Source organism: Pseudodesulfovibrio cashew (assembly GCF_009762795.1).
GTDB lineage: Bacteria > Desulfobacterota > Desulfovibrionia > Desulfovibrionales > Desulfovibrionaceae > Pseudodesulfovibrio > Pseudodesulfovibrio cashew.
Genome location: NZ_CP046400.1, coordinates 3,377,224 through 3,399,231, shown reverse-complemented (window position 1 = coordinate 3,399,231; position 22,008 = coordinate 3,377,224). Strand labels below are relative to the sequence as shown.

Sequence of the window (22,008 nt, the reverse complement as noted above, 5' to 3'; positions counted from 1 at the left end):
GAGATTCGGGCGGCGCGACGCCGCAAAAAAGGAGTGAGCCATGGACATGGTCATGCCCAAGCCTATGGATGCGGAGGTTCGGGAGTTCCTCGCCAAATTCGATTTCAGCGCCTGCATGGTCTGCGGAACATGCTCGAACGGATGCCCGATCACCGGCACTCCCGGAATGGAGGGGTGGGATACGCGCAAGGTCATGCGCATGCTTTCCTACGGCATGGTGGACGAGGTGGTGGACTCCAACTTTCCGTGGTTGTGCACGGGGTGCGGACGGTGCGCCTATTCCTGTCCCATGGGCATCGACATTCCCGCTGTCATGGCCCACATGAAGTCCTTGCGAGACCGGGACAAGGTGCCCGGGACCCTGCACCAGGGCATGCAGAACAACGTGGATACCGGGAACAATCTGGCCATTGCCAGGGAGGATTACCTGGAAGGGATGGCCGAGTTGGGCGCGGAAATGGCCGAAGAGTGTCCCGGGTTCTATGTCCCGGTGGACAAGGATGACGCCAAGATTCTCTTCTTCCCCAATTCCAAGGAAGTCTACGGCGATTTCGAGGATCAATTCTGGTGGTGGAAGGTCTTCTATGCCGCGAAGGAGGACTGGACCGTTCCTTCCGCAGGATGGGAGGCAGTGGACTGGGCGTTGTTTACCGGCAACTACGCCGCCAACAGGAAGCTGGCCAAGCGCAAGATCGACTTCATGAAGGAGCACAACATCGAACGGATGATCATGCCTGACTGCGGCGGTGGGTCGTACGGTTGCCGCAAGGGTATGGAGACTTGTGTTCTGGAGGACCCCAACAACGAGGTCGGGTTCACCTATCTCTATGACTACCTCATCCAGATCATTCGCGAGGGCCGCATCCGGCTCGACAAGTCGGTCAACGCAGGCAAGAGGTTTACCTGGCACGACTCCTGTAAGCATGGCCGCGAGCTGGCTCGGCATTTCGGCAAGGGTTACTACGAGGAGCCTCGCTGGATCATCCGACAGTGCGTGGACGACTTTGCGGACATGACGCCCAACCGGGGATTGAACTATTGCTGCGGTGCCGGTGGCGGCATGTGGCCCATGCCGTTCGAGGATGAGTCCGCCTACCATGCCCGGCGCAAGTATGACCAGATCAGGCGAAGCGGCGCCGACGTGGTGGTGGTCGGGTGCTCCAATTGCCGCGACCAGATCATGAAACGCATCCCTAAATACTACACGGAGTACACCTACGAGGTGAAATACATCTGGCAACTGGTGGCCGAGACCCTGGTGTTGGAACCCTGGGAGGAGGAGATGGTGGAAAAGGCCAACTCCCTGGCCAACGCCCAATGGGAGAAGTTCGGTGTGGATCTGTCAGCCATGGAATATTGACGGCTTGAAGCGCTCTGTGTCCCGATTTGCACCCGTTAGGTTAGGAAATGGTTCGGTTTCTGCGTGAGAAGGGACTTGAGGGTTCTCCTCAAGTCCCTATTTATGCGTGCTAGGTGTCTGTATGAGCGTGAAGGCGGTTTCAACAAGGAATGCGGCCACGCTATTCCAATAGGTCTGTTATCCTATGGCCGCTTGATCCTGCCAGGAATGCGGACTTTAGGGCGAATCTGACCGGAAGGCCTCCCGCTCTGTGCTAGGGCCACTTCAATGGCGACCTTTTTGCCTGTTATCTCGAAAACAACGCCATCACCCGACACGATTTTCGTTCTCGCGGGCTTAATGGTTTTGCCATCGGTGACTATCGTAGCGCCATGCTGGCTGGCTCTCGCTTTGGCCGTGGGTTTTGCCTCCTCCACGATGAGGCTGCCTTCCTTGCCTGCGGAGGTCGTGATTTTCCATGAGCCCGGCTTGAGCGGTGTAAGGATGTAATAGTCGCCTTTGGACAAGGCTTTGCTGTCGAACTCGCTTTTGTCCTCGCCGACCTTGGCCAGCAGCACCCTGTAGCCGGTGCGCTCCTCTTCGCAGTGGAACATGGCGTACACGGGAGCGTCTTTCAGGCAGCCGCCGGAGAAGACGGGCGGACCCTGCTTGAGGATCGCCTTGCCCACCTTGCCGATGGAGGCCAGGTCGATGTCGACCTGATCGCCATCGCCTTCCGCCTCGATATTGAGGATGAAGGTTCCCTCGATCTCGTCGTTCAGCCAGACCGTTCCGTGATACCTGCCAGCCTTGAGTGGATGGGCAATCGAATCGACAGGCCCCAGACCATCGGAGCTCAGGCGGACGGCTCCCAGTGCAGCATAATTAAGATAAATCATCAGATCACCCCCAGTGAAGCCGAAATTACCATCTCCTTGTCATTGACTGTTATGTCGGGCGATTGGACCGGCATAAGAACGGGAACCAATGCTCCCGAACCCCCCGGGCCCGGAGCCGTCGGCAGCATCGGGTAGGGGTCGTCGAACTCGAAAATCGGATATTTGTCGGCAAAATACTCGAGCACCATTTGTACTGCGAAATTGAACAGACCCAGGCTGACGCCGAGCATGTTGGACAGCCACTCCTGAACGTCGTCTCCGATGTCGAGCAGCTTTCGGATAAGCGAGGAGAAACTACCCAGTATGGCCTTGACCAGGCTTCGCGCCCATCCCGGCAGGAATCCGAGGAGTTGGTCCACGGCCGCGTCGACCATAGAGTCGATCAGGTTGCCGGCCGTATCAGCGATATCGATCAGGTCGATGTCGACATAGCCGGGTTCGAGGAACAGTTGCCACCGATCCGATTTGCCCAGGGCATTCGCTTTCCAGGGCGTGAGTCCGGCATTGGCCGGATCGTCGAAGTGCTTCATCTTTGCGCTGCAACTGGCGGAAATTTCCGTGGTGATGATGCCGCTCAGGTCCAGCGGAACCGATATGTCCGGATTGCCGCCGAAGAAGGTTTTCTTGGGCGCTCGCAAGGCGCAGCCGCCCCACGGTTTCGGTATGATGCAAAAGCCGCCGACTGTCACCTTCGGGATGTCGATGCCGAAGGTCAGCTTCAACGGATCGTACACGATGTCGAGCTCCTTGATCAGCACCGTGCCATTGTTCTGGAAATCGATCTTTCCGTTTTGGAGCTTGATTCCGGCCGAGTAGCTGGCCGAAAAGGGGCCGAAGCTGCCGCTGTCGGAATGGCTGACGGAAAAATTGTCCCGCAATTGAGTGAAAAGGGCTTCAGTAACCTTCTCGGAAATCGCTAATTGAAAATCATTCATGGAACTCTCCCGTCAGCTGAAATTGACATCGACAAAAACCGAAAGGCGGTCCTTCTCAATGCTGGGATTGTACGGCACCGATGCGGACGGAACCGTGAGTCCGATGGACAACTGACCAAACTCATTCAGGTCGAAAAGCAGGTCGCGGACAGCCAGCCTGAGCCGAGGAAGAATGCCGAGCGATACGGTCGTCGCGATGAAGCATTCCAGATTTTGCTCCAGGCCGTCTGGTTTGATGTCGACGATCTCCAGTCCCGTCAGTTCGATGCGGAGGACCGGGCCCACCGTGGTGTCGTTGGTGATCAGGTGGGCCGTGGCGAAGAGTTCGATACAGAAACAATTGAGGAGTTCCGGATTGAAGGGGAACAGTTCCCACTCCTTGTCGGATAAGTTTTGATGGGAAGACTCGCTGGCGAAGGCCTGTGCCGGATCAATTACGGGATACTTGTCTCCCTCCTTTTCTCCAAGGTGTTGCAAATCCTTTTTCGAGGGACAGGCTATCGCCGCGCAAAGAGTGGCATGCAGCGCGAGTGTTTGGGTGCCGGGCGAGAGTTCTGGCGGTAGGTGGACATGGTTGAAAGGATGAAAGTCGATTTCCAGTTTGACCAGTTGCGCACACCACTCAAAGGCATAGCCGTCGGCCCCGGGAACCGGCAGGGGATGCTCCAGAGTGACATGCGGTTGGTTGCCCGGCAGGCCCGGCGAAACTTCGATCTCACTGCACATGAACTGGGGAGAGTCCACAAAGGATTTCGTGCCGTAATTGAAGAGCGAAGGCCGTTGCCGAGCCACATTGGCAACTAATGAGTTGATGAGTGATTCTGAAATAGATGCAAAAATCTCGCAATGATCGGTAAAAGCCATAGGCCATCTCCTTACGTTTTTCTTGCAGGTAAAATAACGGAAGCCAGAATTTACCAAAATTGAATCACGTACTTAAATCGACGATTTTATAATCTACATATCCTGTCGAAAGGAATTTGCAACTACAAATCATCAACCCAGTGCTTGGTTTTGGCTTGGCTGCGCGCAATTCCATGAAGTTCAAAGAGGTTGCCTTGTATTTTTTTTATTGGTGAGTTGCAGACGTCGAAAATGGTGGGATGTCGGAGTCGCTGGAGGGAAGAGGGGGGAAAGTGGCTCCATTTCATTGCATGGATGACATTCAGTGGGGGGAGGAGCAGTCGAGGGTTTTCATATTCTGTGTTTACAGCTAGAATTTGCAGGCCGATTTATTGTTAATCTTAAGCTTAAGCGGGTACTAATGCATATCTGGGTTGATGCCGACGCGTGTCCCAATGTAATCAAAGAAATATTGTTTAAAGCCGCACTCCGACGTGAAGTGCCAGTGACATTGGTGGCCAATGCCTTTCTTTCTGTTCCTCCTTCGCCTTTGATCAAAGCAGTCCAGGTGGCGTCCGGTTTTGACGAAGCAGACAAGGAGATTGTTCGCTTGGTCAAATCTGGTGATCTTGTGATCACGGCTGATATCCCATTGGCGAACGCTATTGTTGATAAGGGGGCTACGGGGCTCAACCCGCGTGGCGAATTGTACACTGAAGATAACGTCAAGGGTCTGCTGCGCATGCGCAACCTGATGGAAGAATTGCGAAGCGGCGGTATGGTTTCAGGCGGCCCCGCTCCTCTAGGACCAAAAGATAAGCAGGAGTTCACCAACCAGCTCGATCGCTTTCTGACACGAAGTCTGCGCAAGGGCTGACGTCTTCTGCATTCAATTGTTAGAATAAACAAAAGGCCTTACGGTTTTCCGTAAGGCCTTGAATTTTCTGGTCGGGATGAGAGGATTTGAACCTCCGATCTCTGCGTCCCGAACGCATGGAATACGTTCTAAGTACTTGTTTTTGATACGAAAAAACAGGCTTATCCGACAGTGAAACGGATAAAATAGGGGTAAAAACGGATAAGTTGTAGGATAAAAATCGGTTCAAATCTGTTCGGGACACAGAGCAAAAAAAGGCGGCGCCGGAGCGCCGCTATGTTGATGGTGGTTGGTGGGGTAGCTATTTAGCTTTGGCAAGATATTGTGGGCCTGTGTCAAGGTCCGGCAGTTCCAGCTCCGAGGTGGAGTTGATGACCGCCGCCTTGGTCTCCTCGACGACTTCCTGGTAGTGCTTCAAGATCATGGTCGGGTCTGCGTGACCGGCGATCGTTGATATGGCCTTAAGATCGCACCCCTTGCGAAGGGCTTCTGTTACGAAATGGTGGCGGCAGTCGTATGGACGGATGCGGCGAGTGATCCCGGCCCGTTCAAGCGTCCTCCACCAAGCCGTTTTGAGCGATTTGATTGGCTTCTCGTTCCAATGAATGATGTGGCCGACATGGCCGATATCTGCGTCCTTCTTTCGCCAGTATCTCAAGGCATCCATGACATTGGGCTTGAGCTGGATATCCCGATACGTGATGTTCTTGTTTTTCTCGGCCGACGAGATACGGATGCAATTCCGTTCGAAAGACACGTCCGCCCATGTCGCCTTCAGCAACTCGGACCTGCCCATCCTGGCCCCGGTCCCGACACCGAGGACAACGGCGCGGCGGACATGATCGGAGGCCGCAGCGACGATGAGATTGGCTTCTTCGACAGTAGGCGGAGCAGGTTTGTTGTTCGGCCCACGCTTTGCCCCAGAGAATCTGAACACCGGGTTTTCCTCGATAAGTTCCTGCTCCTCGGCCCAATTCAAGGCGCTTTGGACGATGCTGACCTTTCGATTTATCGTCGTCTGTGAGTTGCCCTTTACCTTCCGCTTGACCTTCTTGGTTTTGCCATTTGGGGTATATGTCATATCAATGACGTGCGGCTTCCGCAGTTCGGCGACGACCTCCCGCAGGTGTGCTTTTGTCAATTCCGAAACAGGGATATGCCCGATGATTGGGCGTACGAATTTCAAATGGGACAGGGTTGTCTCCATGTTCTCCTTCGCCAGATCTTGCCCCTTTTTTCTGGCGGCGACATCCTGCAGGTACATCAACAGGATATCGTCTACGGTAGGCCCAGTCTTCTCCGTGTCGTCAACCTGCCGCTCCGGCAGGAACGACTCCCTGTCGTACTTGAGCAAATATTTCACTTCCGCATTGCGTTTCTTGGCCGCATCCTCGTCGTGTCCGAACGGCTCGTAGACAGTCTTGTCCAGATACGGGTGCCGATAATAGACGTGATACAGCGTCTCTTTCTTGCCCTTCTGCCGCTTGATCGCCATAAACCCTCCTCAAGGCTCGAAATATTCCATAGAACTGACATGGTGCCCCGCCTCGAAAATGGCGTCAACGGGACTATGCTATTCGCCGAAAAGATCGGCCATGAGCGTCGGACTATCAAGGCCGTGCGCCTTCTTGCGGCGCCGTGGCCGAGGTGCTGGTGTCATCCGGTGCGGCCTGGTTTTTTCGAGCGCCGCGACAACATCAGCCGTCCGCCACCGATACCCCATGCCCCGCCCAGGACCGAGATCTGCGCACGGATCCACCCCCCACTGCTCCAGCAGTCGGACAGCCGTCTTCTGCGACACGCCAAGTGTCTCGGCGACCTCCGATTTTTTCAAATGCGATTTCCCCATATCAGGACAAGTCTACTCCATAAAATAGGCAAATCAACAACTATTTCAACAAGTTGACGATTCCTTGTTTTTGCATTACGCATAAACATATTGAAATAACTGTATATTTTCAGATTGTGCAAAATTCTGCATCAAAAAAAGTTTCGCAATGTGCAGTTTTTGCACCGCACATGGCAAAAAAAAGTGGAAGCCGGCGGCCCTTTTCAGGGGAGGTTCCCGCGGCTTCCGGTGGAGGAAGTGAGATGAGAATGGGTGGGAAATGCATCCCCAAGGAATCCAATTCTCGCTTGGCGCAATTTCAAGAGTCAAGATTTGGCGGGGAAAAGTTTTAAAAAAGAAGAAGGCCCCGAAAAGGAGCCTCCTTGTTGCCGGTGAAGTGGGTTATATCTCTCCCCTGGCCCTGGTCATCGTGTATGTCCCGGCCTCGCCTTTATCTTCATAGATGCGCGCAACCGTCTATTGTGCAGCCGTTAGTCGTCATGACCACATGGACTTCACGTCCTTCCTACCGATCTTCCTTCTTCCGTTCTTGTGTGCATTCGCTTCTCCAAGCGCTTGCACACGGGCCTCCACGGCTCCGCCCTGGGGGCGCTGCGGCGCTGTTTCCGCAGTCGCCCCCAACCGCCGCGTGTCGTTACTGGATCAGTTCGTCGATCAACTCAATTCCGGTTGCCGCACCGGCGGCCACGAGAAGTTCTCTCGTGTGTTTGTAGATAGCCCGTTTCGCTTCGTCTTCGGCGCACGGGATCAGTGCATCGATTACGTACGGAAGGTACGCCGTGCCCATTGCGCTGATTTCGTCGTTGCACCGTTCCCCGGTCGAACCGTCGTACGCAGAAAGCGCGACGATTTGGCTATCGATGTGCGCCAGTACAGCCGCGAACGCGCAGATCGCGTCCCTCGTGTCCGTGGCGGCCTGGACCCCGCCCATCTGATCGACGAGCAGGTACCGTCCGGCGTAGCCGGTCGCGTCGAGCGACATGCCATCTTCTGTCTTGATGATTCTCTTTGACCCCATTTTTTTCTCCTTCCTGGTTGCGGCTTTTTTGGTCGCCTGGCCAACCCCTTGGCCCAGGCGCTGTCGCCGTCATGCATTTATTGGACACCCCCGAAATTACGAAAGTAAAGGTCGTAACAATAAGAAATCGCTTGATAAAGTACTGTTTCAAGGTGTCGTCAACATGGCGCACGGAAAACCCGGTGAGCGCCAGACGTTTTTCGCCGGTGACACGCCAAAAAATGACGTGCCACCGGCGGTTTTGAGCGGATTTTTGGCTTTAGAACGGGACGTCCTCGTCGGGATCAGGCAGGGGATGGGGGCCGACGAACGTTTCCCATCTGCTCGGGCACGTCAGGTCGCACCGCCACAGGGGGCGGCCGCAGCCGCCGATCCTGTCGGGGTCGTCGTAGTGGGATATGGCCATGGGTTCGGGGGCGATGCCATGCTCGACGAGGAACTGGAGGTAGTCCTCGAGCCTGTTCCGTTCGCCGGTGAACCACCATTCAAGGGGCGGCCAGGGGTGAAGGCTGGGCAGGTCTGCCTGGGTGATGAACCTGGTCTGGAGGAGCTTGGCCTTGGTGTCGTTAGCGGTCATCGGACACCCCCATTGCGTCGAGCATGGATGCCTGTCCGGCGTTCTTGCAACGCTTGCGTTTGGCCGTGCGGGGGCGGGGGTAGTTTGCCGGGTCTCGGTCGCAGGCGCTAGTGAAGTCGATGTAGCCGGCGTCGTACAGGACGCGCCGTGCTTCGTCCTCGGTCAGCTTGACGCCGTTGGCGATCATATCGGGCCGACCTTGGGCAAAACCGTGGATGAACCAGCTGCCGTCGCAGACGCCGACGTAGGCCCCAGCAAGCAGGACGCAGTTGGCAGAGCGGACGACAGCAGGGCGCTTGGTCAGGAACAGCCTTTTCCCTTTTTTGTAGATGACGGACGCGCGACGGGACTTGTGCGTGTCGCAGGGCGCGAACGCACCGAACGCAGGCATCAGTTCGACGAACATTTCGGGCGTAATGTCCATTTCGACGTCAATGATGCCGTCGGGGGTTTCGACGCAGCCGGTCAAGACCGCATTCTCGGCACCGAAGACAGCCTCAGCACCATCAAGAAGTTCACCGCCAAGCTGCTTGACGAAGATCTTGTACTTGGTGTGTTCGATGCGCTTCGCGGTCCCGACTTTCAGGAGGGGGTGGAGCAGCGCGAAGGGGTTGATGTGTTTAGTTATTTCGCCATTGCCGTTTTGGGTGGTGCGGTCCTTTTCCACACTCGCTCCTTGGCGTACAGACACCCTTCATTGGGTGCAGCCTTCTCGACAAACTCTCGATCCGGGATTTTCAGAAAATATAGCTGATAACCTCTTTATTGTCAAGAGAAAATGTTTTCCGGAATCTTTCAAAATCGCTCACTATCTGATGCATGTCAATAAATAAAGACAAGAGAGCCCACCGGTCAAGGTGGGCCTCCTTGCAGATGCTGTGATTCCCACGTTAGACCTTCTCTTTTTCAAACGGCATGATGACCGACATCTGCGTGTTCGCGCCGGTTTCGACTGCCTCTGCTCCGATCTGCAGGATACGGTCGGCGGCCTCGGAACGGCTGACCTTCCATCGCTCGGCCAGGAGGTCGATGATGGCCAGGACGTGGACAGGGAGCTGGAACGTGACCCGCTCGATGTCGCCCCTGGGCGTGTGGAGCGGCGACATTCCGTCGGCGTAGACGAGCCTGGCGCATGTCGCCAATGCCGCCGGGAGTGATATCCCATTTTGCTTCCAGCTCTCCAGCCGGTCTCTTGTCTCTGCGCAGATCGTAAGGTTGACGCGGGTCCAGTCTTTATCAAGTGATACTGCCATTTCTATTCTCCTTTGAAATATGTATCCGGTTTACGCCGTGAAGTCAGCCTTGGCCTTGGCTGTCCAGGCGCCGAACATCAACTCCTTGTTGTCCAGCCACCACTTGGCGGCGGTCGCCTTGGACAGGGTGTCGATAACGTCCTGTTCCTGGTCGCTGTTGACCATTCGGAGCGCGTCCCGTACGCCGTCCCGGCGGATTGATTCTGCATATGCGACTTGGGCGGCGGTGCCGGTCAGCTCCGGCAGTCCCATTTCGGTGTTCGCCAGGGCGGACTCTTCGCACGTTGCGATGAACACCGCCTCTTCTGCGGCCCTCTTGCACTTCGGGCAGGGCATTGCCTCGCGGTGTTCAATCTGTCGCCTGACAGAATGTGCAGGACCGTAGAGCCGGTACTTCTTTGTGCATCCGCAGCTGTGTCTGACTTTTTCCATTTTCGATCTCCTTCGTTTTGCGGCTATTGCCGCCGTCTATGGTGTGAATATTTCACACTTCTATGGCGGAAGTCAAGCTGTTTGGCGAATGAAATAAAAAAAGTTGAGAGATTTCTCGCTGTTGAAAAAGGATTGAAGAGGAGGAAAAGAAGAAAGCCCCGCGGGCAGCGGGGCAATGGCTAGGATTTGGCGATGATGTGGTTGGAGTGGTGATCATGGCCAGGAGTCAGCAGGATGACCATGTCGCTTGCGTCAGCCAAGGCTTGATTCAGATCCGACAGTTCTGGGCGGCGATCCGGGCGCTTATCAACATGTCGTGGAAGTTGGAACAGAATAATGACCGGTGCATCCAGATCCTCTGCTAGTTTTTTCAAGCCTGGAACCACGCGATTGATCTCGTCTTCCGGGCTTCCATGCTCAAGTCCTGACCGCAGGAGCTGGAGGTAGTCGATGACGACGAGTCCAAGTGGCGCCAAGTCTCTGCATCGGTCAGTCAGCTTTAGCTCGGATATACCCGGTGTGTCATCGATCACGATTGGGGCGTGTGACAGCAGAGTTGCGGCTTGGTGCAGGTTGCCGCAGAAGACGGCAGACAAGATACGCATAGCGAACATGTCGGCCGCCCCCTCTAATGAAAACACTGCGGACGAGACCGGTGTTGGCGTCAGTGCAGACACCCTCGCTACGACATGCGCCGCCAGGTTCGTTTTGCCGACGCTCGGCCGACTGGCCACGGTTATCAGCTGACCGCCATGGAGGTTGCCGATGACGCAAGCGGCGGCAGTTTCAGGTTCGTGGTTGGGAAATTCGTTTACGAGACCGGGGACAATGCTGTTGATATGTGTCGGTGCCTTTCTTCTCATGTACGAGACTGTGCTCGGAGTTGCGTTGGCTGTCCACTCCGTCTCCGGGATAAGGAAATAAGGATCAGCGCCGCGAAGGCGATTCCGAGGAAAAAGGATCAAAAAGGAAATTTTGCCCCCTTCACTCTTGTCTCTTGTCCTCCCTGGCATAGAGGGAGTGGGGGAAACAGCCGTAACGAGAAGAAAAAAGAATCATCTGCGGTGGGCCAAGGATCTCTGCCCCCTTCATCTATAGTCGTATTCCCATGTCCATTGGGAAGCGTGGGGGAAACAGCAGAAATGGGGCGTCGTGTCACCGCCGTTCGCCACGGTGTTCGGCCTTGCAGTCGAACATCGGTGGATCCTGGTTGCGGCGTGTGATGGGGGGGCGGGGATGGCCGGAGAATTGCGAGGAGGTTGTCAAGAAGTTCCATGGAGCCTCCGGACGGCGGCCATGTCCACCTTCTCGTCGACGAGATGTCCGATTGGCTTCTTGTCTGGCGTCGGCTTCGGTTTCACCCGTTCTCCAATGACATAGACGTTTCCGGCTGTCTCGATGCGGCGGGCGCCGTCAAAGGAAAAGGGGACTTCACGCATGGCAAGGGCAACGAAAAGCTTGTCCTGGACGCCGCTTTCCAAGAGCCAGTCAATGTCCAATACGACGATATGGTACGATTTGCCGTTTTCGACTCGGCCCCTTGCCACCATCTCGTCGGCCATTGTTTAGGCCACTTCCAGCGCCGCTCTGGTGGGAGAACGGTCATTGCCATGTCTACCTCCTCCCCTTGCCATTCCGTTTCGCATTGCGCCGGAGCTGGACCGCGCACTTGTCGCACACCTCGACGATCTCGACAGTGGCCTTGCCGCCCTTCATCGTGTCGAGCTTATTCAGCTCACGGTTCGGCTGATCGCAGACGTAGCACCTTGTCAGCATTTCTCCGCCATTTCTGATCTTTGCCATTTTATTCTCCTCGGCCGCATTTTTCTTGCAGCCCTTATTCACTTATTCGCCGCAAGGACCACCGCTCTTGCAAAAAGGAGCATCGGATCAGTAAAAAAAAAAGGAAGGAAATGGCCGCCCCCCTTTACTCTATGCGGTTCCGGGCGGGGGAAATAGGATGTGGAATGGCGTTTTTTAATCAAAATAGACCGAAATTCGCGTTTCGAACGCAAAACGCGAAAACGATTCAAAAACGCAAAAACAGTCGTTTTTGATCAAAATAGGCCATTTTTTACATCGCTAACGCCAAGGATCTTTTTAAAGATTTGTCAGCTCCCCCCTCTCTAAAGGAAATTAAAGAGTTGTCAGCAAGGGCTCTCGCAACCCCCGAAAAAAGCGGCCGCGGATAAACCAGAAACCCGCGGCCGACTTGATCAGTGACAACTCTGTTCCCCGCGGACAATTTCTATCCCCGCCGCCTCCAGCTCCTCGGCGGAGTAGTATTCGGCTGCCGCCTCGAGATCTTCTTCCGTGACTACCTGGCGCACTGCCCGAACGCCGCCGCCCTCGTCAACGTCCGACCGACGTATGTCGCCGCGAACAGGGTAGGGGCATTCGTAGAGCATATCGTACCGCCACAAGTTGTTCTCGACGACGTCCAGCATCTGCGTGATCAGCCGGTTGGCGTATTGTCTGGAACACCGCCTCCAATACACCACGTAGTCTACCGCCCCCGGCCGCCGTTCGCCGTCCTCGTCTTCCGGGTACGTCCGGACGCATTCGCAATCGAGGTAAACGGCCAGGACCTTGCGCATCTCCGGCCCATCCCGCCGTCCATCACCATCTCCAGGTCGCGTCGCGTGTGGATCCGGTCTTCTGCAGACGGGCGGAACACGTCCCCATCAGGCGTCAGCCCGAGTTCTCCGTCTGCAACACATCTCCCAGTCACTGACCCGACGGTCCCCGCCGTGTCACGCGCCGCGATCAACCACCGCAGCGCATCCTCTGCCGATTTAAATCATTTTTCGTGTGTCATACTCACCTATTTGCCGGCTACACAGCGACTCTTGCAAAAAAACGCACCTGCACCCGGAAAAACCGGATCGGCCGTAACACCCCTAAAAGATGAAAAAAGAATAAAAAAGATGGGTTATGACACAATAAGGTGGAGAAATCTCTGGGCTCAGGCGCTGAATCGAGCGATTGTGTGAATGGAGAGGAAAAAAGAAAAAGGGGAAGCAAGATGGAGATCGTGATTATGATACTTGGGGCGGCTGTGCTGTTTGGGGCGCTTGTCAGCAACGGTGGCGGCGTGACGACGAACTGGTCGGCCGGTGAGGCTGATGGTGGGGACGGATGGCAGTCGATGTTTGGCGATGAAATAGGGACCAGGTCTTCGGATGACATGTTTCATGACGACGATTTTTTGAATAATGACGACCTGTACTATTCTCCGATTTACAGCCATCTACCTTGCAATATCTACCATGATCCATTCGCTGATGACGACTGGTCATCGAGTTCGGATGATAGCTTCATGTTTTCGTCCGACGATGATTGGTCGAGTTCGACCTCGGCTTTTGACGACGATTTTTGCGGGTGTTCGTCAATTGGGATTGATGACGATATCTGCGGATGCGGGAGCTCGTCGTTTGATGACGGCATCGGGTGCTCGTCCTTTGATGACGATTTCGGCTGCGGATCGTCCTGGGACGACTGATATACCTGGTTGGATGGTGGCTGGTGAAAAGGGAAGGAAAATGAAGAAAGAAGAAGCCCCCTGGCGGGGGCTTTCTTGTGTGCTACGCTTTGTCGTTAGCCTGATTTTTGGCGACGTATTCCCTGACCTGCTCCGGCGTTACCCCTCTGGCCTTGCACGTCTCTACGAAGAATTCCTCACCGCAATCAATCACGTACGCTGCGGCATCGAGGCGCTTCTTGAGAGTCTCATCGAACGTCTTGATGCGCCTGTTCGCACCGACCTTTTTTGCCTGTTCCAGGAGGGTGCCGGTATTGTGCATACCCATTACAACTGCCGCAAAATTCTTGACTTTCCTTGTGTTTATAGACTCACACAAGACGATGACGTTTCGCTCTTCCGTCCTTGTCAACAGGTCGTTCAGCACCTCGCGGAGCTTTTTGTCAGCACGGTATTTTTCTGGGATTGCACGGATTACAGCGTCGGGTAGTTCGGTTGAAGCCGGTTGCGTGGAAGTTGTCTCGACTGTATGGTCATTGTTGCCACGGATCATAGCCTCGTCTTCTTTTGTCAGACCGGCAACGCGAAATGAGTTGGGGATTTCTTTCGTCGAGAATGTCCACATGCAGTCTTCGCCTCGGCCATCCTTCTCGACTCTTATTTCCCAACCCGTTTCCCGCTCGATGCGTTCAAGGGCCGGCTTGACGTAGTGCGTCAGGGCGGAACTGACTGGCAGTTCGCGGCCACGGTCCTCGCCGAACAGCTTGCGTGTGATCAGCCTTGCCTTTTCCTTGTAGGGCCGGACTTTGTCTGTCACGCTGAACAGGTGCGTCTGCATCATCGCATAAATCTGGATTGCCAGGCCGGTCAGTCCTGCAATGTGCTCAAGGGCCAGAAAGTGGGTGTTTGCGTCATCTGCCTCAAGCGCCTCGAGATAAAAATCGGAAAATATCAATTCAACGTTCCGGTCGCGGATTCTTGCGTCAAACAAGCCAAACCAGTCCTCTGCGATCCCGGAAGCGTCTTTGTACTTGAGGCGCATTCGCAAATCGTTGTATCGCCGCAACGCCTCGACAACGTTATCGTAGTTCTGTCTCGACTTCGACATGCCGCATCCCTTCAAAATATCGAGGATAGACAGGGAGACACGGTTCCTGTCGCCTCCGTCATACTCTTGCTGCTGCCTGACACCGAGGCAGTAGTAGTAGATTTTGACGTCACACTGCCTGGGGAGCGGACTGGTACTCGATACCTCGTATGTCATCCTGGTCGTTTCGTACCGCAAGTGCATGATGTCGCCGGAGGCAACCGGGCTTTGGGGTCGGTCTGACAGTTCCCGGAGCTGCTTGATAACCGGGGCGACCCTGTTCACCTTGTCTTTAACCATCTTGAAATCTCCTTTTTGATTGATCTTGTCGCCTCCATAACTAAAAAAATATCTAGATAACTAACTAAAAGTCAATGTGTGAACTTGTATTTTTATATCACTTTTCGGCGCAATGGTGATATTTCCCAAAAAAGTCGGTGATATTTTCCAAAAAACCAGCTCGAAATGGCGGTGATATTGCCCAAAAAATAATCGCCGGAAATCATTGTCAGCCTTTGGATTCGTGGAATCATACAAATCTCGTGTTTAGTTTACAGAATAATTACGTACGAAGAGCGTCCGTTTTGATTTCAAGATGGCTGATGAAAGGAAGAAGTGGCGATGCGCCGTTCTGAATAGATCAGCCATACCGCCGAATCGTTCAAAAAACAGGCCGCCACGGCCTTTTCTGTTGCCCTCGTGAACCTGTCCCTATGAACAATCCGAAGAACCCGTCAGAACGGAAGCCAGACCACATTCTCGTAAAAATCGAATGGCCCACCTTCCCTTTTCACCAGCCATCAAAAAAATCCAAGATCATTTCGAGATCGTCAATCCAGTTCCCCCAAAGGGGGAACCACTGTTTTAGGATGGGGGGGGCGGCGCGGCGGCGGCCCCGGCTGTTTTGCCTCAGCGATCTGCAACGCGAACAACGCAATCTGTGGCCGATGCGCCCATCTCCAACAGTGCCGCCGGTCGATGGCGGACCCAAATCGGCTGTCGACGGGTTCTAAGGCCACGTCATCCCGCTCGGCGGAATTAAGACTGGCCCAGCCGAGTACGAGCGTATAGCCCAGGACGACAAGACCACTTCCGGCCGCCGGGGACACGAAGCCTCGAGGCCGCGCCAGGCTTCGCTTTTCTGACCGCCGTTGCCGAGTTCCTGGGCGGCAAAGGCAAAGGCCCACCGCCCCTTTGTAGCGGCGAAAGGATATAAAAAAATAAATGAAATCAAATGAAAAGGAAATAAAGGGGAAAATAAAAAAAGCTTGCAGACGCAGGAGCAAGAGCCGGGGGCTGCCGCCCCCGGGAAGGCAAAGGACCTGATGACGAAGAACTCCAGGAGGCACTGGATGAAAGTGATAGTTGAAACAAGTAGAAGAAAGGCCTGTGTTGGCCCTGGATGTTCCCCTGAAAAATCTCGGATGGTGCGTGTTCGACGGTGACGAGATCGTCGCCGCCGGGACCGTGCAAACGAAGCCGCCGAAGGGAGCTGCAAAGTATGTCGCCCTGGAGGCAGCCGCTCGGGGGTTGTCGTCCGAACTTCTTTCCCTCATCAGCCGATTCTCTCCGGCTGAAGTCGTCGCCGAAATGCCTCTTGAGGGGTCCAAATCAATGAACGCCGTCCAGGCGATGCGCCTTGCGGCCGGAGTTGTGATCGGGACGTGTGCAGGGGCGGGGCTGACGCTCCACACGACCCGGCCCAGGGACGGGAAAATCGCGTTTCTCGGGGCGGGAAAGGGCGAAAAGGACGATATGATAGATGCGGCGAAGCGGAGGTGGCCATCAGCTCCATGGCCGAAAGCAAAATGCCGTCTCGAACACGCCGCAGATGCCGCCGCGGCTTATCTCGCATGGAAACAAAAAGACGAGTGACGGAGATGTGTTGACCGATTTTTGGGGTGTGAGCACAATGCTCGTTGAACCCAAGAAGGAGGCCTCATGAAAGGATTTCCCCTCTCTGATACGCAAAAATACGAACTGGTCGGTGATCTCGTTGACAATCCGACCAAGCATGGTCTGATCCGGGCGCTTTTTCACTGCGCCAAACTTGCGGGGTCGGCGGCTCCGACTGGTGTCGGCATCGACATGCAGGACAACGAACGCTATCTCGCTTTCTCCGGAGGCCGGACAGATGTCGGGATCACGATCGACAAGATCGAGATTGTGCAGGTTTCCGTCCCAGAATTCCTCAAATTGCTGACTGATATGATCGATGCCGGAGGCTGGTCGGAGTCGGACATGTGGCCCGGAAAAGTGGTCATCAAGTTCGAACTCAAGGGCTGGGACAGGATCCCAGGAGGTGAAGCATGACACGGAAAACAAGCCATCTCGCCGGCCTTTCACGATGCCCCTCCTGCGGAGTCGAGCCTTGCACTCCGCACCGCAACGGATGCGAGGTCGAACGGTGTTCCGTTTGCGGCCTCCAACGTTGCCAGTGTGAATGCTACGGCCATGACCCCGCATTCTCACGCTGGACCGGTATCTGGCCAGGCGAGGCAGAGGCCATCGTCCTCGGCTTCGTCCTTCCGGGGGCGCTCCTGGCCCCGGGTATCCAGCCAGATCTCAACCGGTTCTACGCAGAGGGCTATCACAAGATCTTTTTCATCAAACCAAAGCCGTAATCCGTATTGTTTCGGCACGTCCCGCGGGACGTACCGTAACGCATTCCGCGTTGCTTCACATGTTTCGGCACCGCCTGTCGGCGATACCGCGACGGCCCATCCTGGCCGTTTCCCCCGCCCGGAACCGCACCCAAAATGAAGGGGGGCGGTTCCTTTTTTTCATCTTTTTCTCCTTTTTTTGGCTTCTGACGGTCCGTTTTTGCAAGAGCTGACCCCTTGGCGGCGAATAAGTAGGCAAGGACCGCATCGAAAACGCGGCCAAGGAGAAAAACATGGCAAGAGTAATGGTTTTGCACGTCAAGAACATGGTCGAAACGCAGCGGTTCCGCCGGCATGTGAAGACGGCCCTGGTCGACGACGGAAACGGGAAGAAAGTCAGGAAGACGGTATGGGGCTACGAGCTTGTCGGGAAGCGGAGGGTTGTGCGGCCGGAGCTTTCGGATTGTTCGCACGGGCCGGGTGACGTCGTTGTCAGCTCGTACGGTCGCCGGTACGTCATGACCGACGAGGGAAGCTTGAGAAGGGTGGGGGTGTAGTCATGTCCGATCTCGCAATCAAGTTGTTTAACGGTGTTATCAACGTCTTCGATGACACCCCGGAACTGACGTACGACGAGGCCGTCAAGATGCTGCGCGAGCGTCTTACTGTTAACAGTCTCGACAAGGTTGTCGATGCGGTAATGGATATTCACCGCATTGCGACTGGCTATCACTACGACGAGACGTGCGGAGAGGACTTCGATCTGTTTTCGCATGTCCTGCGCATTCTCGCGCCGCACATCGACGCGTCATTCGGGGATCCGCATGTGACTGTTGACGGGTGTGTCTACGAATACGACCTCGACTCGTTCGTGACATCGTTCCGCGTGAACAGGGTTCTGTCCTGGGAATGTCGCGATGGGTGTTAGCTATACCCTGTTTCCCCCCGCGTCCCCAGATGACTAGGGGAAGTAGAAACCGAGTGAAGGGGGGCGAGTATCCTTTTTGGATCCTTGCCCTTCTTTTTTTTCGTTCTTTTTCCCTTCGATTTCCTTCCTCCAAGGCCATTTTTTGCGGCTGAAAAGTGGCGATCGGCCGTTGGCTGGTGGTATGATCAGGGAAATGGATTGGCAGGTTGGTATAGACCGAAGGAGGCGCTATCAATGTGATTGTTACGAAGCATGCTTATTCCCGTATGCAAGAACGCAACATCGTTGCACCTACCGCCTTGGCATGTGTTGCCATGGGCGAGAAAAGTCCTGGATGGCTGGGCGCCACCAGGCACTATCTTCTGGGGTTCACGGCAGTGACAGTGCCGTGCAAAAACGGATTGAGGCTCGTGACCGTCTACAACGGCCGACCCCATGACAACATCGGAGCGGCATACGAGCCGCGTCGCCGAACACGCGACCCGACCTGCTCCGTGATTTGACGGAGGGAATTTCCCTCCATGGCCCCCCCCGCGTGGCTCGGGGCGGCCGAACCAACGTTGCTCACAAGCGGGGACACCACCTGCCAGGGAACACCACCCGAGAGCGAGGCATATCTCGATTTTTGGCCCCCATCCGGGGGCCTTTTTCTTCTCTTTCATCAGCCAAAAAGGGCTTTGAATCAGTAAAATATCCTGGCGCTCACTGGTTTTTCTAAATCAAGAAAATATTGCTTTGGACGCCCTAAAAACTTGACTTTTGTGTTTGTGGTGTGAAATATTCACACTATCAACGGCGGTGAGGACCGCCCCAAAAACAAGGAGATTGAGAATGAGGAATGTGAACGAAAAGACAAACAACGAAGTCGCAAAGCACGTTGTTGCCGAAATGGTTAACCGCTTTGAGCCGGAGTCGGCCATCGATTGCATTGTCCGCGACAACCTGGCTGGTGGCACCGAGAGTGAGGACATTTTCCTCCAGGTTGACTGGCGTGACGGCGAAATCTACGTCGTGACCCGTGGCCACCACGAGAGGGGGAGTTGCTCCAGTGACGTATGGAACAATCTTGTTGGAGAATACGTGGTGTGCAACATGGCCGACGCATACAGCCTTGCCTACTGGATCGACAAGAACATGAAAATGCTTGGCCGTGTCCGCGCCTGCTTCGAGGAGTCGTGGAACGGCAACAACTGGGTCGGTGGGTTTGACTTTGACGTGGACCCCGAGGCTGGTGATTTCTTCGAGGAGCTGACAGACGGGATTTTCGACGTTGATGTCGCGGAGGCCGACATCATAACCGCAGACGAGTATTTCGCCGACTCGTTCAGGGTAGGCCACCGACGGTTGCACACCACCCTTGGTGATACTCCTGCCTACACGCTGGACGACCTTGGTGACGATCCCGTATCCGCCCTGACGAGCCTGATGGGTGACGTCCTTGACGACCGTGGTTGTGACAGTGCCGGTTGTATCGTTGTTGATACCAGAGACTACGCCAGCGAGCTGGTCGACGAGCTTATCGACGCTAACGACGATTAACCACTCCAACTAAACCTTGGCGACCCCTATGCCGCCGAAGGAAGGCCCCTGGCGGGGCCTTTTCCGTTTCCAGTTCCCACCACTCCAATCCCGCCGCCTCTTCCCGGCTTCCATCCCCCATTCCCTCATCTTTTTCCATTTTTTTTCGCGATCGAGTCTCTCGAAACGGTCGCCGAGGCGAATAAGTAAGGGCCTCGGGATAAAACCGTCCCGAAACCCTCCTGTTTTGTCGGCTTGGAAGCGTATTTAGCTTTTTTTTTCTTTATTTCAGCGTTTAAAGGCCAAGGGAATGCGATGAGCAAGAAATGTGGCTGGAAGGGCCTCGATTGGGAGCCGGTGAGGGCGGAGTTCGTCAACGGTCCGATAGGCGAGGACGGTGGTCGCAGATTTCTATCGTACAAGGATCTGGCGAAGAAGTACTGCGTGTCTTCAAGCATGTTGTCGCAACGCGGGAAAGCGGAAGAGTGGCCGAAGCAACGGGACGAGGCCAGGCGGAACGTCGCCGAGGCGATCGACCGGGAAGCCGAACTGACGAAATCGCAACTCGGTAAGGTCATTGGCGAGAACCTCCAATATTTCCTTGTCCGCTACGTGGGCAATATCCGCTTGATGGTAAACATCCGCAGGTCCTGCGGACCCCAGGGATGTCAACAACGTCCTTGGTGGTTTCCAAAAGCTCGTAGAGCTGAAGGACGCTATCACTGGCAGAAGCGGAAAGGGCAGCTTGCTCAGGGTGCTTGAGGCATTGGACAAGGGCGGCGAGTTAATTGGTGACGCTGACGATACGGTCGAGAACACGAGGATCGAATAATAAATCTCCTGCCGCCCCGGGAGACCGGCGGAAATCGCCGTAAAGATCACGGCCCCCAGGGAACTGGACGTTGCCGTGTCGTTCGTCGGCACCGATGCCGTGTATTCGGTCGTCCAGGGCGAAGCATCTACCTACCGCGCCAACAAGTGGATCCTGGCCGAGCAGGGCGGAACCGTCCTCGATACGACCAGGGGCAACACGCTGTCCGTCCCGGGCGACTGGGAAGGGAAAAGAGCGCTCGTCGTCTATGGCGAGGACATAGCCGGCAACGCTGGGGACAGGGCGACGGTCGTATCCGAGATCCTGCCTCCTGGAGCGGTTAGGGGTATCGTTGTGTCGGATGACGGGATCCGCAGGACTCCGGCCGAGGCCGGTACACTGCCAATCGACCATTACGAGATCGTCGATTTCGTGACCGGTGATGTTGTTGGAACGACGACAGGGCCGTATCACCCGCTTCCGGCCGATGACGGAACGTACATGATATATGCGGTAGCAGGGTGGTCATTATACTTTCAACTGCGTTGTCGGTCTGAGCGCAGTGGTCTTCAATCCAGGCCGTGCCGTGGCACTGCCTGCAGATGTCCTTCATCTTGTCCCTTTCTTTCAGTCTGTGTCGGAGGGGAAAGCCTTGCAGTCCTGCGGACGAACGGTAAGGGGAGCCAGGAGTTCCCTGGAGAGACGCTCGGTCACATCGTGAGTCGTGGGTAGCATTCCGGCGCCCGACATCTGGCAGGAGGCGCAAATCGGAGCGCGATAGCCTACGCCTGGCGGTTAAGCTGTCGGGGCAGCAGTTTGGGGTTGCTTATCTGTAACAGAATTATCGAAGACTACTGGTGTGGCGTTGGGCTGGTAAAAGTGTGGTAATAATTCTGGACCAAGCGTTCCAATTTGGTTATCTTTCCTCTAGTTGAAAGCGATTCGCCCAAAAAAGGGAAAGTTTTATGTCACGTCACCAGGAATTCGACTCGAAAGAAGCGTTGCATCAGGCAATGAAACTTTTCTGGCATAAAGGGTATGAGGCCACGTCTATTATGGATTTGTTGAAAACGACTGGCTTAAGCAAAAGCAGCCTTTATGCAACGTTTGGAGGCAAGCGGGACCTTTTTCTGGCAGCGTTTGACTCTTATCGTGACACTCGCAGGGAAGAAGCGAGCCGGGTGCTTAGCCATTCTCCTGCCCGAGACGGGATCGAACAGTTTTATCGTATTATTCTTGAGGGAGCCAAGGCTGACGAGTTCACTAACGGTTGTATGAGCATTAACCAAGCCGTCGAGATGGCTCCCCACGACGAGGATGTTCGTGTTCGAGTGAAGCAGGATTTCCAGTGTATGGAGAGAATGCTGACTCAGACAATTGAGCGAGGCCGGATTGATGGATCCATCAAAGGACGGAAAACCCCGAGGGAACTCGCTAGAATACTTGTCGTCGCTTTCCCAGGCTTGCAGGTAATGGTTCGTGCCAAATGCGATCATGAACGGCTGGACGAAGCTTTCAATCTAGTGCTCTCCCTTCTTGACGAGGAATAATTTTTTTA

General features: G+C 55.0%; 26 protein-coding genes. 11 read left to right on the top strand and 15 right to left on the bottom strand.

Going from position 1 to position 22,008, the window contains the following annotated elements; genetic code table 11:
• Positions 1 to 40: 40 nt before the first annotated feature.
• Positions 41 to 1,360: a (Fe-S)-binding protein gene (locus tag GM415_RS15585; RefSeq protein WP_158949796.1), complete on the top strand. Its 1,320-nt coding sequence runs from the start codon at positions 41 to 43 to the stop codon at positions 1,358 to 1,360.
• Positions 1,361 to 1,542: 182 nt separating this feature from the next.
• Here the strand turns inward: GM415_RS15585 and GM415_RS15580 are convergent, their stop codons facing one another.
• From GM415_RS15580 to GM415_RS15570, 3 genes are read right to left on the bottom strand one after another with little or no spacing between them, the layout of a single operon-like run.
• Entirely contained in the window at positions 1,543 to 2,238 is a 696-nt protein-coding gene (locus GM415_RS15580; RefSeq protein ID WP_158949794.1) for a hypothetical protein, read from the bottom strand.
• Positions 2,238 to 3,173, bottom strand: coding sequence for a hypothetical protein (locus tag GM415_RS15575; protein ID WP_158949793.1), 936 nt, complete (start codon positions 3,171 to 3,173; stop codon positions 2,238 to 2,240). Before GM415_RS15575 ends, GM415_RS15580 begins: the two co-directional genes overlap by 1 nt.
• Positions 3,174 to 3,185: 12 nt before the next feature.
• Positions 3,186 to 4,037 (bottom strand): hypothetical protein, encoded by an 852-nt coding sequence (locus tag GM415_RS15570; RefSeq protein ID WP_158949791.1) that lies wholly within the window; start codon positions 4,035 to 4,037, stop codon positions 3,186 to 3,188.
• A 400-nt stretch (positions 4,038 to 4,437) separates the two neighbouring features.
• Here GM415_RS15570 and GM415_RS15565 point away from each other — a divergent pair, with 400 nt between their 5' ends.
• Positions 4,438 to 4,893 carry a YaiI/YqxD family protein gene (locus GM415_RS15565; RefSeq protein ID WP_158949789.1) on the top strand — a complete coding sequence of 152 codons (456 nt, stop codon included), beginning with the start codon at positions 4,438 to 4,440 and terminating at the stop codon, positions 4,891 to 4,893.
• Between the two features lie 301 nt (positions 4,894 to 5,194).
• Here GM415_RS15565 and GM415_RS15560 read toward each other — a convergent pair whose 3' ends face one another.
• The 10 genes from GM415_RS15560 to GM415_RS15515 form a co-directional block, all read right to left on the bottom strand.
• A complete protein-coding gene (locus GM415_RS15560) occupies positions 5,195 to 6,388 on the bottom strand; it encodes a tyrosine-type recombinase/integrase (RefSeq protein WP_158949787.1) in 1,194 nt (397 codons plus the stop codon).
• Between the two features lie 988 nt (positions 6,389 to 7,376).
• Positions 7,377 to 7,760, bottom strand: a complete 384-nt coding sequence (locus tag GM415_RS15555; protein WP_158949785.1) for a hypothetical protein — start codon at positions 7,758 to 7,760, stop codon at positions 7,377 to 7,379.
• A 259-nt stretch (positions 7,761 to 8,019) separates the two neighbouring features.
• Positions 8,020 to 8,337: a hypothetical protein gene (locus tag GM415_RS15550; RefSeq protein ID WP_158949783.1), complete on the bottom strand. Its 318-nt coding sequence runs from the start codon at positions 8,335 to 8,337 to the stop codon at positions 8,020 to 8,022.
• A complete protein-coding gene (locus GM415_RS15545; protein ID WP_158949781.1) occupies positions 8,327 to 9,004 on the bottom strand; it encodes a hypothetical protein in 678 nt (225 codons plus the stop codon). Before GM415_RS15545 ends, GM415_RS15550 begins: the two co-directional genes overlap by 11 nt.
• 223 nt (positions 9,005 to 9,227) lie before the next feature.
• The gene (locus GM415_RS15540; protein WP_158949779.1) at positions 9,228 to 9,590 is read right to left on the bottom strand and encodes a hypothetical protein; all 363 of its coding nucleotides are present in this window, start codon (positions 9,588 to 9,590) and stop codon (positions 9,228 to 9,230) included.
• Between the two features lie 30 nt (positions 9,591 to 9,620).
• The gene (locus GM415_RS15535; RefSeq protein WP_158949777.1) at positions 9,621 to 10,022 is read right to left on the bottom strand and encodes a hypothetical protein; all 402 of its coding nucleotides are present in this window, start codon (positions 10,020 to 10,022) and stop codon (positions 9,621 to 9,623) included.
• 179 nt (positions 10,023 to 10,201) lie between these two features.
• Complete coding sequence (locus GM415_RS15530) at positions 10,202 to 10,885, bottom strand: DnaB-like helicase C-terminal domain-containing protein (RefSeq protein WP_158949775.1); 684 nt, start codon at positions 10,883 to 10,885, stop codon at positions 10,202 to 10,204.
• Between the two features lie 399 nt (positions 10,886 to 11,284).
• On the bottom strand, positions 11,285 to 11,584 hold the full coding sequence (locus GM415_RS15525) for a hypothetical protein (RefSeq protein ID WP_158949773.1): 300 nt from the start codon (positions 11,582 to 11,584) through the stop codon (positions 11,285 to 11,287).
• Between the two features lie 52 nt (positions 11,585 to 11,636).
• Positions 11,637 to 11,825 (bottom strand): hypothetical protein, encoded by a 189-nt coding sequence (locus GM415_RS15520; protein ID WP_158949771.1) that lies wholly within the window; start codon positions 11,823 to 11,825, stop codon positions 11,637 to 11,639.
• A gap of 413 nt (positions 11,826 to 12,238) precedes the next feature.
• The gene (locus tag GM415_RS15515) at positions 12,239 to 12,619 is read right to left on the bottom strand and encodes a hypothetical protein (protein ID WP_158949769.1); all 381 of its coding nucleotides are present in this window, start codon (positions 12,617 to 12,619) and stop codon (positions 12,239 to 12,241) included.
• A gap of 428 nt (positions 12,620 to 13,047) precedes the next feature.
• Between GM415_RS15515 and GM415_RS15510 the strand changes: the two genes are divergently transcribed.
• On the top strand, positions 13,048 to 13,524 hold the full coding sequence (locus GM415_RS15510; RefSeq protein ID WP_158949767.1) for a hypothetical protein: 477 nt from the start codon (positions 13,048 to 13,050) through the stop codon (positions 13,522 to 13,524).
• 82 nt (positions 13,525 to 13,606) lie between these two features.
• Here the strand turns inward: GM415_RS15510 and GM415_RS15505 are convergent, their stop codons facing one another.
• Entirely contained in the window at positions 13,607 to 14,890 is a 1,284-nt protein-coding gene (locus tag GM415_RS15505; protein WP_158949765.1) for a hypothetical protein, read from the bottom strand.
• 1,065 nt (positions 14,891 to 15,955) lie between these two features.
• Here GM415_RS15505 and GM415_RS15500 point away from each other — a divergent pair.
• From GM415_RS15500 to GM415_RS15465, 7 genes are all read left to right on the top strand, one after another.
• The gene (locus GM415_RS15500) at positions 15,956 to 16,465 is read left to right on the top strand and encodes a RuvC family protein (protein ID WP_158949763.1); all 510 of its coding nucleotides are present in this window, start codon (positions 15,956 to 15,958) and stop codon (positions 16,463 to 16,465) included.
• A 66-nt stretch (positions 16,466 to 16,531) separates the two neighbouring features.
• Positions 16,532 to 16,903, top strand: coding sequence for a hypothetical protein (locus GM415_RS15495; protein ID WP_158949761.1), 372 nt, complete (start codon positions 16,532 to 16,534; stop codon positions 16,901 to 16,903).
• Positions 16,900 to 17,214 (top strand): hypothetical protein, encoded by a 315-nt coding sequence (locus GM415_RS15490; protein ID WP_158949759.1) that lies wholly within the window; start codon positions 16,900 to 16,902, stop codon positions 17,212 to 17,214. The genes GM415_RS15495 and GM415_RS15490 overlap by 4 nt, the downstream gene beginning before the upstream one ends.
• Before the next feature lie 272 nt (positions 17,215 to 17,486).
• Positions 17,487 to 17,750: a hypothetical protein gene (locus GM415_RS15485; protein WP_158949757.1), complete on the top strand. Its 264-nt coding sequence runs from the start codon at positions 17,487 to 17,489 to the stop codon at positions 17,748 to 17,750.
• A 2-nt stretch (positions 17,751 to 17,752) separates the two neighbouring features.
• Positions 17,753 to 18,121 (top strand): hypothetical protein, encoded by a 369-nt coding sequence (locus tag GM415_RS15480; RefSeq protein ID WP_158949755.1) that lies wholly within the window; start codon positions 17,753 to 17,755, stop codon positions 18,119 to 18,121.
• 831 nt (positions 18,122 to 18,952) lie between these two features.
• Positions 18,953 to 19,660: a hypothetical protein gene (locus GM415_RS15470; protein WP_158949751.1), complete on the top strand. Its 708-nt coding sequence runs from the start codon at positions 18,953 to 18,955 to the stop codon at positions 19,658 to 19,660.
• Positions 19,661 to 19,954: 294 nt separating this feature from the next.
• Positions 19,955 to 20,401, top strand: a complete 447-nt coding sequence (locus GM415_RS15465; RefSeq protein ID WP_158949749.1) for a hypothetical protein — start codon at positions 19,955 to 19,957, stop codon at positions 20,399 to 20,401.
• Positions 20,402 to 20,423: 22 nt separating this feature from the next.
• Here the strand turns inward: GM415_RS15465 and GM415_RS15460 are convergent, their stop codons facing one another.
• A complete protein-coding gene (locus tag GM415_RS15460) occupies positions 20,424 to 20,924 on the bottom strand; it encodes a hypothetical protein (RefSeq protein ID WP_158949747.1) in 501 nt (166 codons plus the stop codon).
• Between the two features lie 491 nt (positions 20,925 to 21,415).
• Here GM415_RS15460 and GM415_RS15455 point away from each other — a divergent pair, with 491 nt between their 5' ends.
• Positions 21,416 to 22,000, top strand: a complete 585-nt coding sequence (locus GM415_RS15455; protein WP_158949745.1) for a TetR/AcrR family transcriptional regulator — start codon at positions 21,416 to 21,418, stop codon at positions 21,998 to 22,000.
• Positions 22,001 to 22,008 lie beyond the last annotated feature (8 nt).

Bases quoted from the DNA above. Each gene is read 5' to 3' on its own strand.
- GM415_RS15585 (WP_158949796.1), top strand. From the start codon at position 41: ATGGACATGGTCATGCCCAAGCCTATGGATGCGGAGGTTCGGGAGTTC.
- GM415_RS15580 (WP_158949794.1), bottom strand. From the start codon at position 2,238: ATGATTTATCTTAATTATGCTGCACTGGGAGCCGTCCGCCTGAGCTCC.
- GM415_RS15575 (WP_158949793.1), bottom strand. From the start codon at position 3,173: ATGAATGATTTTCAATTAGCGATTTCCGAGAAGGTTACTGAAGCCCTT.
- GM415_RS15570 (WP_158949791.1), bottom strand. From the start codon at position 4,037: ATGGCTTTTACCGATCATTGCGAGATTTTTGCATCTATTTCAGAATCA.
- GM415_RS15565 (WP_158949789.1), top strand. From the start codon at position 4,438: ATGCATATCTGGGTTGATGCCGACGCGTGTCCCAATGTAATCAAAGAA.
- GM415_RS15560 (WP_158949787.1), bottom strand. From the start codon at position 6,388: ATGGCGATCAAGCGGCAGAAGGGCAAGAAAGAGACGCTGTATCACGTC.
- GM415_RS15555 (WP_158949785.1), bottom strand. From the start codon at position 7,760: ATGGGGTCAAAGAGAATCATCAAGACAGAAGATGGCATGTCGCTCGAC.
- GM415_RS15550 (WP_158949783.1), bottom strand. From the start codon at position 8,337: ATGACCGCTAACGACACCAAGGCCAAGCTCCTCCAGACCAGGTTCATC.
- GM415_RS15540 (WP_158949779.1), bottom strand. From the start codon at position 9,590: ATGGCAGTATCACTTGATAAAGACTGGACCCGCGTCAACCTTACGATC.
- GM415_RS15535 (WP_158949777.1), bottom strand. From the start codon at position 10,022: ATGGAAAAAGTCAGACACAGCTGCGGATGCACAAAGAAGTACCGGCTC.
- GM415_RS15530 (WP_158949775.1), bottom strand. From the start codon at position 10,885: ATGAGAAGAAAGGCACCGACACATATCAACAGCATTGTCCCCGGTCTC.
- GM415_RS15525 (WP_158949773.1), bottom strand. From the start codon at position 11,584: ATGGCCGACGAGATGGTGGCAAGGGGCCGAGTCGAAAACGGCAAATCG.
- GM415_RS15520 (WP_158949771.1), bottom strand. From the start codon at position 11,825: ATGGCAAAGATCAGAAATGGCGGAGAAATGCTGACAAGGTGCTACGTC.
- GM415_RS15515 (WP_158949769.1), bottom strand. From the start codon at position 12,619: ATGCGCAAGGTCCTGGCCGTTTACCTCGATTGCGAATGCGTCCGGACG.
- GM415_RS15510 (WP_158949767.1), top strand. From the start codon at position 13,048: ATGGAGATCGTGATTATGATACTTGGGGCGGCTGTGCTGTTTGGGGCG.
- GM415_RS15505 (WP_158949765.1), bottom strand. From the start codon at position 14,890: ATGGTTAAAGACAAGGTGAACAGGGTCGCCCCGGTTATCAAGCAGCTC.
- GM415_RS15495 (WP_158949761.1), top strand. From the start codon at position 16,532: ATGAAAGGATTTCCCCTCTCTGATACGCAAAAATACGAACTGGTCGGT.
- GM415_RS15490 (WP_158949759.1), top strand. From the start codon at position 16,900: ATGACACGGAAAACAAGCCATCTCGCCGGCCTTTCACGATGCCCCTCC.
- GM415_RS15485 (WP_158949757.1), top strand. From the start codon at position 17,487: ATGGCAAGAGTAATGGTTTTGCACGTCAAGAACATGGTCGAAACGCAG.
- GM415_RS15480 (WP_158949755.1), top strand. From the start codon at position 17,753: ATGTCCGATCTCGCAATCAAGTTGTTTAACGGTGTTATCAACGTCTTC.
- GM415_RS15470 (WP_158949751.1), top strand. From the start codon at position 18,953: ATGAGGAATGTGAACGAAAAGACAAACAACGAAGTCGCAAAGCACGTT.
- GM415_RS15465 (WP_158949749.1), top strand. From the start codon at position 19,955: ATGAGCAAGAAATGTGGCTGGAAGGGCCTCGATTGGGAGCCGGTGAGG.
- GM415_RS15455 (WP_158949745.1), top strand. From the start codon at position 21,416: ATGTCACGTCACCAGGAATTCGACTCGAAAGAAGCGTTGCATCAGGCA.